Annotated in this window: 15 protein-coding genes; 6 read left to right on the top strand and 9 right to left on the bottom strand. The window is 57.8% G+C overall.

Translation table 11 applies throughout. The features are described 5' to 3' along the window. The first annotated feature begins 24 nt into the window (after positions 1–24). The 5 genes from M8Q36_RS00750 (at position 25) to M8Q36_RS00730 (ending at position 4329) form a co-directional block, all read left to right on the top strand. Positions 25–1077: a hemin-degrading factor gene (locus M8Q36_RS00750; RefSeq protein WP_249879702.1), complete on the top strand. Its 1053-nt coding sequence runs from the start codon at positions 25–27 to the stop codon at positions 1075–1077. After that, on the top strand, positions 1074–1892 hold the full coding sequence (locus tag M8Q36_RS00745) for a heme/hemin ABC transporter substrate-binding protein (RefSeq protein WP_249879701.1): 819 nt from the start codon (positions 1074–1076) through the stop codon (positions 1890–1892). Before M8Q36_RS00750 ends, M8Q36_RS00745 begins: the two co-directional genes overlap by 4 nt. Beyond that, a complete protein-coding gene (locus tag M8Q36_RS00740) occupies positions 1892–2884 on the top strand; it encodes a FecCD family ABC transporter permease (protein WP_249879700.1) in 993 nt (330 codons plus the stop codon). Before M8Q36_RS00745 ends, M8Q36_RS00740 begins: the two co-directional genes overlap by 1 nt. Beyond that, a complete protein-coding gene (locus tag M8Q36_RS00735; protein WP_249879699.1) occupies positions 2881–3660 on the top strand; it encodes a heme ABC transporter ATP-binding protein in 780 nt (259 codons plus the stop codon). Before M8Q36_RS00740 ends, M8Q36_RS00735 begins: the two co-directional genes overlap by 4 nt. Positions 3661–3735: 75 nt before the next feature. Next, the gene (locus tag M8Q36_RS00730; RefSeq protein WP_249879698.1) at positions 3736–4329 is read left to right on the top strand and encodes a LysR family transcriptional regulator; all 594 of its coding nucleotides are present in this window, start codon (positions 3736–3738) and stop codon (positions 4327–4329) included. 52 nt (positions 4330–4381) lie between these two features. Here the strand turns inward: M8Q36_RS00730 and M8Q36_RS00725 are convergent, their stop codons facing one another. From M8Q36_RS00725 to eat, 8 genes are all read right to left on the bottom strand, one after another. Then, complete coding sequence (locus tag M8Q36_RS00725) at positions 4382–5209, bottom strand: glycosyltransferase family 8 protein (protein WP_249879697.1); 828 nt, start codon at positions 5207–5209, stop codon at positions 4382–4384. Then, complete coding sequence (locus tag M8Q36_RS00720) at positions 5206–6588, bottom strand: D-arabinono-1,4-lactone oxidase (protein ID WP_249879696.1); 1383 nt, start codon at positions 6586–6588, stop codon at positions 5206–5208. The genes M8Q36_RS00725 and M8Q36_RS00720 overlap by 4 nt, the downstream gene beginning before the upstream one ends. Positions 6589–6884: 296 nt before the next feature. Further along, positions 6885–7415, bottom strand: coding sequence for a 2-oxo-tetronate isomerase (locus M8Q36_RS00715; RefSeq protein WP_020456704.1), 531 nt, complete (start codon positions 7413–7415; stop codon positions 6885–6887). A 58-nt stretch (positions 7416–7473) separates the two neighbouring features. Continuing rightward, positions 7474–7923 carry a DUF421 domain-containing protein gene (locus M8Q36_RS00710; RefSeq protein ID WP_017458803.1) on the bottom strand — a complete coding sequence of 150 codons (450 nt, stop codon included), beginning with the start codon at positions 7921–7923 and terminating at the stop codon, positions 7474–7476. A gap of 10 nt (positions 7924–7933) precedes the next feature. Continuing rightward, complete coding sequence (locus M8Q36_RS00705; RefSeq protein ID WP_249879695.1) at positions 7934–8449, bottom strand: hypothetical protein; 516 nt, start codon at positions 8447–8449, stop codon at positions 7934–7936. 92 nt (positions 8450–8541) lie between these two features. Beyond that, on the bottom strand, positions 8542–9315 hold the full coding sequence (gene eutC, locus M8Q36_RS00700) for an ethanolamine ammonia-lyase subunit EutC (protein WP_045509343.1): 774 nt from the start codon (positions 9313–9315) through the stop codon (positions 8542–8544). Next, positions 9312–10700, bottom strand: coding sequence for an ethanolamine ammonia-lyase subunit EutB (locus M8Q36_RS00695; RefSeq protein WP_249879694.1), 1389 nt, complete (start codon positions 10698–10700; stop codon positions 9312–9314). Before M8Q36_RS00695 ends, eutC begins: the two co-directional genes overlap by 4 nt. 9 nt (positions 10701–10709) lie before the next feature. Beyond that, complete coding sequence (gene eat / locus M8Q36_RS00690) at positions 10710–12086, bottom strand: ethanolamine permease (RefSeq protein WP_020456708.1); 1377 nt, start codon at positions 12084–12086, stop codon at positions 10710–10712. A 160-nt stretch (positions 12087–12246) separates the two neighbouring features. Here eat and M8Q36_RS25445 point away from each other — a divergent pair, with 160 nt between their 5' ends. Continuing rightward, positions 12247–12375, top strand: a complete 129-nt coding sequence (locus tag M8Q36_RS25445; protein ID WP_283945925.1) for a hypothetical protein — start codon at positions 12247–12249, stop codon at positions 12373–12375. Between the two features lie 408 nt (positions 12376–12783). Here M8Q36_RS25445 and olsF read toward each other — a convergent pair whose 3' ends face one another. After that, positions 12784–14508: a bifunctional ornithine lipid synthase OlsF gene (gene olsF / locus M8Q36_RS00685; protein ID WP_249879693.1), complete on the bottom strand. Its 1725-nt coding sequence runs from the start codon at positions 14506–14508 to the stop codon at positions 12784–12786. Positions 14509–14511 lie beyond the last annotated feature (3 nt).

The raw sequence follows: 14511 nt of genomic DNA, 5'->3' as shown, positions 1-14511 counted from the left end.
TAAACAGTTAAGGAAGTGAAAAATATGCCTGCAACATTACGTGATTTCACTGCAATCTGGCAGCAATATCAGGCCATTAAAGCGCAACAACCAACGAAATACGCTCGCGACATCGCGAACGAGATGGCGATAAGCGAAGCCGAATTAACCTATGCCCGTGTCGGCCACGACGCCGTGCGCCTGCAAGGGGAAATGCGCGACATCCTCGCCGCGCTGGAAGCGGTCGGCGACACCAAATGTATCTGTCGCAACGACGACGCGGTTCATGAGCAGATTGGTCGTTTCACCAATCTGCATATTAGCGAGCGTGCCGGGGTGGTGCTTAACCCGCGCGCGCTCGATCTGCGTTTGTTTATCAGCCAGTGGACCAGCGCCTTTCATTTGCATGAACACAGCCCGCGCGGCGAACGTCAGAGCATGCAATTTTTCGATCGGCAAGGCGATGCGATATTGAAGGTCTACCTGACGGAACACACCGATATTGCCGAGTGGAACGGCGTTATCGCCCGCTTTACCGCGGCGGAGAACCCACCGTTAACGCTCACTGAAACTGATGGCGAAAAATACGCGGAACACGCAGACGGCGCCGCGCTGGACAGCGAATGGCGGGCCATGACGGATGTGCATCAATTCTTTGGTTTGCTGAAAAAGTACAACCTCTCGCGCCAGCAGGCGTTCCGGCTGGTGGGCGACGATCTTGCCTGCCTGGTCAGCAACGACGCGCTGCCAAACCTGCTGGAAACGGTGCAACAGCAGGGGAACGAAATCATGATTTTCGTCGGCAACCGTGGCTGCGTGCAGATCTTTACCGGCGTGCTGGAAAAACTGACACCGATGAAAGGCTGGATAAACATCTTCAATGAAAACTTCACCCTGCATCTGCGTGATACCGGGATCGCCGAAAGCTGGGTCACGCGCAAACCCACCGCCGACGGCCATGTCACCAGCCTTGAGCTGTTCGCCAAAGACGGTACGCAAATTGCCCAGCTTTACGGCCAGCGTAGCGAAGGCCAGCCGGAGCAAAGCCACTGGCGCGCGCAGATTGATGCATTAACCAACCCGGAAAAAGCCGCATGAAAAAATTGCTAATCCTGCTGGCGGTGCTGCCGCTGGTGGCAAGCGCCGCCGGGCAAAAAATTGTCTCCTTAGGCGGTGATGTCACCGAAATTGTCTACGGGTTAAATGCGCAGGCGCAGCTGGTTGGGCGTGACAGCACCAGCACCTGGCCCGCCAGTGCACAAAAACTGCCGGATGTCGGTTATGTCCGCCAGCTCAACACCGAAGGCATCCTCTCTCTACGCCCGACGCTGGTGCTGGCCAGCGACCAGGCGCAACCTTCGCAGGTGTTGCAAAAAGTGCAGGACAACCATGTGAGAGTGGTTGCCGTACCGGGCGGTTATACGCTGGCGGCGATTGATAAAAAAATCGCGGTCATTGCGGACGCGATCGACGAAACAGACGCAGGCGCGCAGTTGCGTAAAACGCTGGCGAACGATATTGCCGCACTACCGAAGCAGCCACTGAACAAGCGCGTGCTGTTTATCCTCAGCCACGGCGGAATGGGGACGATGGTGGCCGGGCAGAAAACCGCTGCCGATGGCGCATTGCGTGAAGCGGGGTTACAAAATGCGATGCAGGGCTTTGACCATTACCGTTCGATGTCGCAAGAAGGGGTGATCGCCAGCCAGCCGGATCTGGTGGTGATTTCCGCCGACGGCGTAAAAGCGATGGGCGGTGAACAGAACCTGTGGAAATTGCCTGGTCTGGCGCAGACGCCCGCCGGGCGCAATAAACAGGTGTTGCTGGTCGATGATGTGGCGCTGCTCGGTTTTGGTTTGCGCACGCCGCAGGCGCTGCTGGCTCTGCGTAATAAAGCGGAGCAACTGCCCTGATGAACCGCCACGCTTCCCGTACGCTCTGGGGGCTTACGTTGCTGCTGCTTGGGTTGACGGGGCTGGCAAGCACGCAGGGCGCGATACAACTGCCGCTCGCCAGTCTGTGGCAGGCCGGTGACGAGGCGCTGCGCCAAATCTGGCTGACGGTGCGTTTGCCGCGCGTGGTGTTGGCATTGCTGGTCGGCGCGGCGCTGGCCCTTTCCGGTTGCGTAATGCAGGGGCTGTTTCGCAATCCGCTTGCCGACCCCGGTTTGCTGGGCATCAGCGGCGGCGCGTCGTTAACAGTCGCCTGCTGGCTGGTGCTGCCGGTTACCGTTTCGCCGCTGGTGGCGCTGTATGCGCCAATGCTGGCGGCGTTTATCGGCAGCCTGACGGTGATGATGGTGATTTATCTGCTCAGTAAAGCGGGAGAGGTAGGTTTATCGCGGTTGTTGCTGGTGGGGATCGCCATTAATGCGCTTTGTGGTGCGGGCGTTGGTGTCCTTTCGTGGATCAGCAACGACGCGCAATTGCGCCAGCTTTCACAGTGGGGAATGGGCAGTCTCGGGCAGATCGAATGGTCGACGTTAACGGTCGCCGCCAGCCTTATCCTGCCCGCATCGCTGGTGATTTGGCGTGTAGCCGGCGCGCTTAATCTGCTGCAACTGGGCGATGAAGAGGCGCACTATCTGGGCGTCAATGTGCCACGGCTGCAGCGCATATTGTTGGTGTGCAGTGCGCTGCTGGTGGCAACGGCGGTTGCGGTGAGCGGCATTATCAGCTTTGTTGGCCTGGTGGTGCCGCATTTGATGCGCATGTGGCTGGGGCCGGATCACCGTGCGCTGGTGCCCGGCGCGTTGCTGGCGGGAGCAATGTTGCTGTTGGCCGCCGATACTGTGGCGCGCACCGTTGTCGCGCCCGCCGAAATGCCGGTTGGCCTGCTGACCAGCATCTCTGGCGCGCCGTGGTTTTTATGGCTGATTTTTCGCCGGTCGAAGGCGGTGACATGAATAAGCTTTTAACCGCCGCGCATTTGCGGCTCAACGCCGGTTCACGGCGGCTGATTGACGATGTTTCCCTGACGCTGACCGGCGGCGAAAGGGTGGCGCTGATTGGCCCGAACGGCGCGGGGAAATCGACGTTACTGCGTCTGTTAACCGGTTTTCTGCCCGCCGCGGCAGGGGAGTGCCATCTGGAAGGCAAACCGCTACAGGCGTGGACGGCGCATGCGCTTTCACGCCGCCGGGCGGTGATGTTGCAACAGACCTCGCCTGGTTTTGACTGGCCGGTGGAGGCCATTATCGCCATGGGACGTGCGCCCTGGGGACCCCAATACGAACGTGAAATTGTGCAGCAGGTGGTGATGCTGACCGGCTGTGACATGTTGGTTGGGCAGCGCTACGTCACCTTATCCGGCGGCGAACAGCAGCGGGTACAACTGGCGCGCTGCCTCGCGCAACTGTGGCATCGTGACGGCCCGGAAGGCTGGCTGTTTCTGGATGAGCCGACTTCGGCGCTCGATCTCTACCATCAGCAGCAGGTGCTGCGCCTGCTGAAGCGGCTGACGCTGGGCGGCAAACTGCATGTCTGTTCGGTGCTTCACGATCTCAACCTTGCTGCGCGGTGGGCGGACAGGATCTTGCTGTTACACCAGGGAAAACTGGTGGCACAAGGCACGCCGGAACAGGTGATTCAGGCACCGCTTATCGCGCAGTGGTACGGTGCTGAAGTCGAGGTGAGCCACCATCCGGGCGGGAATTCGCCGCAGGTTTTTCTCTCGGTCTGATAAACGCCACGGTTGGCTGATGAAGCCGTATTTTTGCTAAAGTTTAGTGTGACTTAACTGATGCGGAGATCGGCAATGACCCTACCGCCTTTACAGGCGCTCATCTGTTTTAATGCTGTTGCACAACACGGCAGTATGAAAGCGGCGGCAGCGGCGTTGTCCATCAGCGCCAGCGCGGTGAGCCAGCAGATTGCCAAACTGGAAGCCTGGGTAAATGTGCGGCTGTTTATGCGCGGCTCGCGCGTGCTCACGCTGACGCCGGAAGGGAAAATTTACCTGCGGGCTATTCAGCCGGCCTTTCATCAGATTTCGCAAGCCACCCACCGGTTAATTGACGCGGCGGCACACCACCGCGTGAGCGTCAGCTGTTCAACGGATTTTGCCATGCACTGGTTGCTGCCAAGGCTTGGCGGCTTTGAACGTTATTACCCGCATGCCGAGGTGCTTATCACTACCGCTACGCGGGACGTTGATTTGAAAACGGAAGGGATCGATTTTGCTTTTCGCCGCGCGGTGCAGGCCGGGAGTGAATACATCCTGCACCCGCTGGAGAACAGCGGCGGGATGCTGCTGATCTATGATAAGTCGGCGCTGTTAGAACCGCTTTGCCACGCCTTTCGCGACTGGCTGCTGGCTGTCGCGCAGGAACATCATTGGCCGGAACGGTAAATGCAAAAGTGGCGGCATCTTTGCGTTCCGGCAATTGTATATTTATCGGCGGTTAGGCATATTGCCACCACAATCGATGCAGTTCATCTCCATTGTCACCAGGTTCAGGCCGCGTTTCCCACGGTTTATCGATAATGAAGTGCAGGTTTTTTACCTGCGCCAAATCCCACATTTGCGGATGCTGACGCGGCAACGTTTTTAAGGCGTTATAGCCGTAATGCAGCGGTAGCCAGCGGTCGCGGAACACCTCGTTCAGAAAATCCTGCTCGGCAAAAACATAGCCCGAAATATCGGCTTTCTCCGTCAGCTTCGCCATCATCTGCTGATAAAGGGCATTATCCGGCGTGAGCAGCAGAAACCCGCCGTTCAGGTAGTTATCCAGCGACGCCGGTGGATTGGCATGCATTTGCGCGTCCGTACACCAGCTGTAATAGCAGTTTTCCGGCCGCCAGCTCGCCGGATAGCTTTCGATATGGTTAGGGTTACAACGACAGGCATGGCAGGCGGCAATGGTGCCTGCGGCCAGCGGCAGTTCAAAGAGATGATCCATATTTTGCAGCACCAGCATATCGGCATCGAGAAACGCCACCCGCTGGTATTCGGTGAGCGTCCACACCGCCAGTTTGCTCCACACGTCGGCAAAACGGGCGTTTGCATAGCGGCTTTCAAGCGCGGGATCGGGGCCGAGAACAGGCACTTCCCGCACTTTGCAGCCCTGCGCGCCCAAGTGCTGGCGCGTGCTGTCGTCAATGGCGTCGGTCACCATTACCACCAGCGGCCACGGCGAACCGCTGGCGCGCAGCGAACGGTGCAGCGTTTCTACGCCCGGCAGGTAATCCGGCTGTGTCAGGAGGGTTACCCAGGCAAATGCGGCGCTCATGACAACAGCTCCGTAATAAAGGTGTTGAGAAATTTGCCCTGCGGATCAAAACGCTGGCGTACGGCCTGAAACGCCGTCCATTGCGGGTAGAGCGTTGGCCAGTCATATAACGTCGGGTCGAAGTATTTCCCCCAGTGCGGCTTCCCGCCTTCTTCTGCCAGCAACTGTTCGGCGGCGCGCAGAAACGCCAGCCCCTCTTCAGAGAGCGAGCCGTCTTCGGCGTAATACACCACAAAGCCAAAAAAACAGGTCGGCTGCTGCCAGGCCGGGCTTAGCCACGCCCCGGAAGGCCCGGTGCAGCGCAAAATTATCGGATAGTGCATATGCGGGTGCGATTGCTGATGCCACGCTTTAATGCGTGCAATCACCGCCGGGGCGCGCGCCAGCGGAATACCCATTTCAATATTGATTTGCGGCGTGGCGATACCCCGGCAGAACACCTGATAGATATCGCCAATCACATCCGAGTAGTCTTTAAAGCGCGTCACGGTGCGAAACGGCTTGCCGTTTTCATCAACAATATTGGTGTCGTCATGCATCTGCTCCAGCGTTTTTTCCACCGTGTCGTTCATCTGCGTGTCGGTCTCTTCCCGCTCGACCAGATCGCCATGGTTATTGCGCCATAGCGCCATTTCATCGGCGGTGGATTCGCGCGCGTTCCAGGTATGAACTTTGTTTTCATCCGGGAACCACCATGTTTTGCTGAACACCCATTGCTGGTTCCAGCTAAGCAAGTCTTGCGCAAGATCCCCGGCGCTGCTGGCGCTTTTAAAGCAGGTATACAGCGTTGCCGGGCGCGTGCGCAGGGTGACGGCGGTGATTGCCCCCAGCGTGCCGAGCGCCAGTTGCGCGGCGGCAAACGCCGGTTGCTGGCGGTCAAGCTCGTGGATCTGCCCGGCGGCATCCACCAGCCGGATGCGCAGCGCTTCATCCGCCAGCGAGCTTTGCTGCATGCCCTGGCCGTGGGTCCCCGTTGAAATGGCGCCCGCCAGCGTTTGTGAGTCGATCACGCCCGGCGACGCGTACAACATGCGGTTCATGACGGTGAGGAGTTCAAACACTTCGTGCAGCTGTGTCCCGGCGCCAAACGTTACGCTGTCGTCATCCACCGCCAGCACACCGCGCAGTGCAGAGATATCAATTAGCGTATCGCCCGGCTGGCTCAGTTTCAGCATGCGCCCTGGCGACATGCGGCTGCCCATCACCCGTACGCGCCCGGCAGCGGCGGCAATAACCTGCTGCAACTGCGCTTCATTTTCCACATGGATAACGGCGTTTTTGCTGGCCAGTACCGCGTTTTTTGCCCAGTTGAACAGGTGCGGATCTTGCGGGTCTGCATGCGGCTGACGGCGTGGAAAAAGGGTGTGCGTGTCGTTCATGGGCGGCTCCTCGCTCAGATTTTTATGTATTAACCAAGCGTAGCGCATCACAGAAACTGTGAGTTTTGACGCGTCTTTTCACGGTGTTGCGTCGTGGCGTAGCAGAGGGCGAGTGACTGATTGCCTGGCGCCACAAACACGCAGGCGGAACAGATAATTAAGCTTTCCACACGGCACGTTAGCGCGGGCGTAGTGCTGATAATCAGGCCATGTGCGGCCTGATTATTGAGGGCTTACAACGTGATGGTCGTGAAATGGGCCAGCGTGGCATAGTGACGCGTGGCGGAGTGAAAAGGTTAGCGGTTTAATAGTGTTATTAACGTTGCCAGCGCATATTTCACCGACTGCTCAATCACGCTTTCGCAATCCCCGGCAAAATGGCGCAGTGCCGTGATCGGCGCTTGCCCCGGCAGCGCCCAGGCAAACCACACGGTTCCGGCCGGCGTACCATCTTCGCCGCCGTCCGGGCCGGCATAACCGGTGACCGCAATCCCGACCGGTTCATGACTGACCGCGCAAGCGCCTTGCACCATCTCGCTGGCTGTCTGCTCGCTCACCGCTGTCCAGCGTGCCAGCGTTTCGCGCTTAACATGCAGCAGGGTACTTTTCGCTTCATCGGTAAACGAGACAAACCCGCAACCAAAGAAGGCGGGCGTATCACCAGCGGCGCACAGCGCGGTGGCGATTTGCCCGCCGGTGCAGGATTCCGCCGTGGTGACGCGTAGCTGTTTTTGGGTAAGCAACTCACCCAGCTGCGCTGCCAGCATCGGGATAGGCAGGCAGAGCAGCGCATTCATGTTATTCGTTAAGGTAATGTCTTCATTCATAGGCTATTTTTCGTAAAGTCGGTTGTAACTCGGTAAGCAAAGTATAGCGAGCGAAAAGTCATGATGAGTTTTTGGGAATAATCGAGATATGGCCGTTGCGCTCAAGAATGGCGAATTTAATCTCCGCCAGATCGGCGATGCCCTGGTTATTTCGTGCTGACACCATAATGTCGTCGCGTGTGATATCGGCTTCACGCATTTTGTTTTCTAGCATTTGGCCGTTCTCCACTAACACCACCGGCGTGCCGTCGATCAGGTTTTCCGCCCCTTTGACATACTTCTTCAGCGTGCCAAATAAGATATCCACCACCACCAGCGTGATAATGGTCAGCGCCGCGCCGGTCACGGAGAAGTCATTACCGAGTAGCGCTTGTTGCGTGGCTTCACTGATGATCAGCAGCAAAATCAAATCAAAAGAGGTCATCTGTAACAGCGCCCGGCGGCCGGCGATTTTGAACACCACCATCAGTACCAGATAGATAGCTATCGCGCGTAATACCATGTCCATCGCGTTCTCCTCAGGGCCAGATAAACTGCGTCAGGGTGAGCGGGGGGGCGTTGTTCACTGCAATCCGCTGCGTACTGTTACCGACGCCGAGCGGTGTCAGCCCCAGCCATACGGTCAGCGGTTTATCGGCGGCGGGGCGGGTATATTCCAGCACCAGTTCGCCGCTGCGGCTGAACATGTTGAGCGGTTGTGGTTGCAGGGTGCGGATCTCAAAATCGTGCATGAAATCGCCGCCCAGGGTGAAAGTGATGTGGTTGTCGGCCGTAGCACTGGCGGTTATCTGCATATCCAGATCGCTTTGTAGCCGACCAAAGCGGTCGTACTCGACGGTGAGACGCTGATCGGCGCTGGTCGCCGTTTTTTTGCTCAGCCAGCCTTGTGAAAAGAGCCCGCACAGCCCGGCAATCACAATGGCGATAAGCGCTATCGCCCCCCATTTTTGCACCTGCATTTCAACATGCAGCCAGAAAGGGTTGTCTTCCACGGGCCATGTTCGTTCTGCATCAGCGCTGCTTTTTTTCTCCATACGCCCTCCACGGGTTCGCCGTAAATAACGTAAAGAGTGTAGATGACGAGGGGAGAAAGAGCGCTTCGTCACGCCAGCGCTCTGTGTTGAGATCAGCTCGTAATACGGGGTGTCACGCGCCCGTGCAGCGCCGGGTTGTCGCTTTCGTCTTTCAGTTGCACACCGGTGAGACGGCGCAGAAATGCCTGTTCCAGCAGCCAGGCGAGCTTAAACGCGGCGGCCTCGTAATTGAGCCCTTCCGGGCGAATATTAGAGATGCAGTTGCGCTCGGATTCAATGCGCTGGCGCGCGGGTTTCCAGGTGAGGTAGACGCCGAGGCTATCCGGCGAGGACAACCCCGGACGCTCGCCAATCAGTATCGCCACAGCTTTACTGCCCAGCGTTTCGCCAATGTCATCGCCGAGCGCCACGCGCGACTGGTGTGCCAGCACGATGGGGCCGAGAGAAATGCCCAGCGTGTCCAGATAGGGCAGCAGGGCGGTGATAAGCCCGACTGACTGGCGATGCACGGCGTGGGAAGAGAGCCCGTCGCCAATCACCAGCAGCAGATCGTGCGCGGGCGGGCGGTGTGCGGCAAGGGTTTCACGGCTCTCATCACTCAATCGGCGGCCCAGATCCGGGCGGTTCAGGTAGATATGCCGGTCGGCAGCGGCACTGTGCGCATCCAGCGTTTTTAAGCCCAGCGCATGAAGCTGCTGTGCCAGGCTTTCGCTGTCGAACGGCTGGTGAATGGCATCACGCGCCTGGGCGTGCGCGAGGCCAAAGTTGAGCACCTCCCGTGTCGGCAGGCTGGCGCCGCTGCGCCCCAGCGCAATGCGGGCATCGGTAAACTCACGCAGCAGTGTCCAGGCATCGGGTCCATTCATGCGTGCGCTCCTTGTGGCATAACGGTCAGCAGCGGGTGGTTAGCGCCGGTCAGGCGCAACTGTCCATGGGTGTCGATAATCTGCATCTTCGTGAGCCACTCGGCGAACTCCGGCGCATGTTTCAGCCCCAGCAGGCGGCGGGCGTAGAGCGCATCGTGGAACGAGGTGCTCTGGTAATTGAGCATGATGTCATCCGCGCCCGGTACGCCAATCAGGAAGGTCAGCCCGGCGGTACACAGCAGCGTCAGCAGCGTGTCCATATCGTCCTGATCCGCTTCAGCGTGGTTGGTGTAGCAGACGTCGCAGCCAATCGGCAGCCCCATCAGTTTGCCGCAGAAGTGATCCTCCAGCCCGGCGCGGATGATCTGCTTGCCGTCGTAGAGGTATTCCGGGCCGATAAAACCAACCACGGTGTTGACCAACAGCGGGTTAAAATGTCGTGCTACCGCGTAAGCGCGCGCTTCGCAGGTTTGCTGATCGACGCCGTGATGCGCGTTAGCGGAAAGGCAACTGCCCTGGCCGGTTTCAAAATACATCACGTTGTTACCCAGCGTGCCGCGCTTCAGGCTCAGCGCCGCTTCATGCGCCTCCTGCAACAGCGCCAGGTTGATGCCAAAACCGCTGTTAGCGGCTTCCGTCCCCGCCACCGACTGGAACACCAAATCAACCGGCGCACCGCGTTCAATCAACTGGATGGTATTGGTGACATGCGTCAGCACGCAGGACTGGGTAGGAATGGCAAAGCGCTCAATGATGTCTGCCATCATGTGGTTAAGCTTTTGTAGCACCGGCAGGCTGTCGCTGGCCGGGTTGATGCCTACCACCGCGTCGCCCGCACCATACAGCAGGCCATCGAGCATACTGGCGGCAATGCCTTTCAGATCGTCGGTCGGGTGATTGGGCTGCAAACGCACACTGAGATGGCCGGGCAGGCCAATGGTGTTGCGAAAGCGGGTGATCACGCTGCATTTGCTGGCGGCGAGGATCAAATCCTGGTTACGCATCAGCTTACTGACGGCGGCGGCCATTTCCGGAGTGATCGCCGGGGCAACATGGCTAAGCGTGGCGGTATCGGTGCTGTCGGCCAGCAGCCAGTCGCGGAATTCGCCCACTGTCAGGTGGGCAATCAGGGCAAACGCGCGGCTATCGTGGGTATCGATGATTAACCGCGTCACTTCATCGTCTTCGTACGGGATGAGCGGTGAAGCGAGGATCTCGCGTAGCGGCACATCCGCAAGGGCGATTTTCGCCGCCATCCGCTCTTCCGCCGACTGCGCCGCCACCCCGGCCAGCACATCCCCGGATCGCGCCGGGGAGGCTTTCGCCATCAACGTTTTCAGGCTGTCGAACTGATAAGTACGGTGAGCCAGCGTGGTTTTATACATTCCGTCTCCTCAGGAGAGCGCCCGCAGTTGCGGGTCCATCTCGGCACGTTCACGCGCGTGCGCCGTTTTACGAAACCACATATAGCCGCCCAGCATCATCAGCGCGAAGATCAGTGCCAGCAGCGTGTTGTACCAGACCATCGCCACCAGGCAGAGCACCGCCATGCCCAGCGCAAACGCGGGGGCGTACGGGAACAGTGGCGCTTTAAACGGGCGCTCAAGTTCCGGTTCGCTGCGGCGCAGCTTAAACAGCGCGGCCATTGAGGTGATATACATAACGATAGCCCCGAAAACGGACATCGTCACAATACAGGCGGTGAGCGGCATGCCGCTGATGGTGACCAGCGAGTCGGAGAAAATCGCCGCAATCCCGACCACGCCCCCGGCGAGGATCGCCAGATGCGGCGTGCGGGTTTTGCGGTTGAGGTTTGCCAGGCTTGCCGGCAGATAGCCCGCGCGCGCCAGCGAGTAGATCTGGCGTGAGTAACCCATAATGATGCCGTGGAACGACGCCACCAGGCCAAACAAGCCGAGCCACACCAGCATATGCAGCCAGCCGCTGCTGTTGCCGACCACCACTTTCATCGCCTGCGGCAGCGGATCGTTAATGTTCGACAGTGTGCGCCAGTCGCCAACGCCACCGGCAAAAATCATCACGCCAACCGCCAGCACGGTGAGGGTCAAAATACCGCCGCCGAGTGCACGCGGAATGGTGCGTTTCGGATCTTTGGCTTCTTCCGCTGCCATAGAAGCGCCTTCAATGGCGAGAAAGAACCAGATGGCGAAGGGGATCGCGGCGAACATGCCCGGCAGCGCCAGGCTGCTGAAGCTCTCTGCACCAGCCCAGCCGTTGGCGGTGAAGTTGCCCCACGAGAAGCCCGGTGCCACCACGCCCATAAACACCAGCAGTTCGAAAATTGCCAGCAGGGTGACAATCAGCTCAAACGTGGCGGCAATGCCGACGCCGAGAATGTTCAGCGCCATAAAGATGAGGTACGCGCCGCAGGCCACCCATTTCGCATCCAGCGACGGGAATTGCACGTTCAGGTACGCGCCAATCGCCATCGCGATAGCCGGAGGCGCGAAAACGAACTCGATTAAGGTGGCAAAACCGGCAATAAACCCGCCTGTTGGCCCAAAAGCCCGGTACGCGTAAGCGAAGGGGCCACCGGCATGAGGAATGGCGGTGGTCAACTCGGTAAAACTAAAGATAAAGGCGCAGTACATCGCGGCAATTAACAGCGCGACAATCAAAAAGCCGAGCGTACCGGCCTGTGACCAGCCATAGCTCCAGCCAAAATACTCCCCTGAAATTACCAGCCCGACGGCAATGCCCCACAGACGGAAGCTGCCCAGTGTTCTTTTTAGTGTTGTTTGTGTGCTCATGCTTTACTGCCTCGCCATTGAATACAGTTAGCAGTGAATGTGCAAAGGCGATGCCAGGAGATATATTCTTTGGTTAATTAAATAGTTAGATGATAGTGGTTTTGAAATGCTGCATGGTTTGCACCGTTGCAGATCGGATTCTGGTGCAGGTTGCCCTGCAATGGTGAAACTGGCGAATATGCTGCTTAAGGTGAAATTAATTGCCGGTGGGTTAATAAAAAAAGGCGATATCCCGATTTCTGGAAATGTTATAGGGAATAACTGGAAATTTAAATCCGACTATTCTTAACCCTTTTTTGTCATATCAGGCTTTAATTAAAGTGATGATATGTTATTTAAATGGCGTAATTCACAATAAGTTAACATGTTGATTTTACAGTGTGATTTATTTCTTTTTTTGTGAGGCGCAACACATATTATTAGCGTAATAACCTGATGTTAAATCTAATCCGGAATAATGGGTTGACCTGAATTGTCTGGCACTTTAGTTTTACACAATAATTTTCAGCCAAACCCAGGATGATATTTAGCAAAGGAGGACGTCATGGCCTGGCGACCCATTTTATATGTCATTTTTACCGACAACCCTCGTTTAAATAGCCGACGAGCACAGTTGCGGCTGGTGCATGGCTGACAGGATCCGTTAAAAAGCCGTCACGCATAACGCGACGGCTTTTGTATTTTGTGCAGGTTTACGTTATGCCGTTTCTGTTTCCGGCTGGGGCAGATGCGCAGCAATATAACGCTCGTAGCGGTTCGCTTTCAGGTGCGTTAAATCCACCAGCACCAGGCCATCCACGCAGTTGTTAAAATCCGGGTCGCAGCCGAAATCAATAAATTGCACGCCGCCTGGCTCACACAGTTCGGAATATTGTTTATACAGGGGCGGAATGCCGCAGCCCAGGTTTCCCAGCAGCGATTTCAGCCGCGTCAGATCTTCGGTGTAGTCATCGCCGGTAAACTGCGCCAGCACTTCCGGCATGCTGGCAGGCCACGGGCGGCGCGATGACGCCAGCGGCCAGGTTGCCGGGAACCACAGGCGGTAGAACGCCACCAGCAGATCGCGCGCCGCAGGCGGCATACCGCCGGAAATAGAGACCGGGCCAAACAGGTAGCGATACTGCTGATAACGCGCCAGATAGGCTCCAATACCCGACCACAGATAATCCAGCCCGCGACGTCCCCAGTAGCGCGGCTGAATAAAACTGCGGCCCAGTTCAATGCCGTGGCGCAGCACATCCGCCATACGATCGTCGTAATGGAACAGGCTGTGGCTGTATAACCCTTCAACGCCGCGCGCCGCCATTTGCTGCGCGGTTGGCATAAAACGGTAAGCGCCGACAATTTCCAGATCGGCCTCATCCCACAAAATCAGATGCAGGTAATCGTCGTCATATTTATCCGTATCACGACGTTTACCGCTGCCTTCGCCCACCGCGCGGAAGGCGATTTCACGCAGTCGCCCCAGTTCGCGCAGCAGCGGCGCATCTTCCTGCCCTTTACGCTGCCACAGATAGATGACCTTGCCATCAGTGGTGCGGCCGAGGCATTCGGCGTTGTTAAGCTCCCGGCGCAGCGTAATGCGCTCTTCCGGACGTGCGATGGCACACTCGGTTTTGAAGGGGCCGGGCAATCCCTTGCCAAGACGCAGGACATGTTTGCGACACTTATCGGCCAGCTCGCGCGGCGCGAGCTGCGGCGTGTGCCAGCTGTCCCAGGGAATACGTTCACCGATTTTGATCGGCAGTGCGCTGTCGCGCCGGCGAAACATCTGCTGCATAAGCAGTAAAAAGGGCAGCGTTTCAGAGACCATCGCGCTGGCGTAAAACAGGGCGCTGTTACGCGCGTCAATCCATACCGGCAGCAGCGGGGTGCGAAATTTGCTGGCCAGTTTAATAAACCCGGCGTGCCAGCCTTTGTCGCGAATGCCTTTGCGCGTCAGGCGCGACACTTCCCCGGCCGGGAAGAAGATCAACACGCCACCGCTTTGCAGATGGTTTTCCATTTGCTGCAATGAGGATTTACGCGTACGTCCACCCATGTTATCCACCGGAATAAACAGCGAACTGAGCGGCTCAAGATGCGACAGCATGCGGTTGGTGACCACTTTCACATCGCGGCGAACGCGGGAAACGGCGTACATCAGCGCCAGCCCGTCGAGCGTGCCTGTCGGATGGTTAGAAATGATGACCAGCGGGCCATGTTCAGGGATTTGTTCGAGGCAGTGAGCGGGAACGGTGCAGCGGATTTGTAGATGTTCAAGTACTTGTTCCACCATATCCAGCCCTTTCAGGTGGGGGTGGCGCGCGGCGAACTGCTGAAACTCTTGCTCATAGAGCAGGCGTCTGAGCAGATTTTTTTGCCAGGGTGCTGGCCTGGCCTGTGGCCAGAGATCCTCAAGTACATTGTCGAGACTAAACATGGT

It is taken from the genome of Kosakonia sp. R1.Fl (assembly GCF_023516815.1).
Classification (GTDB): domain Bacteria; phylum Pseudomonadota; class Gammaproteobacteria; order Enterobacterales; family Enterobacteriaceae; genus Kosakonia.
Note: the sequence above shows the minus strand (reverse complement) of the source record. Positions and strands in the feature narration are given on the sequence as shown.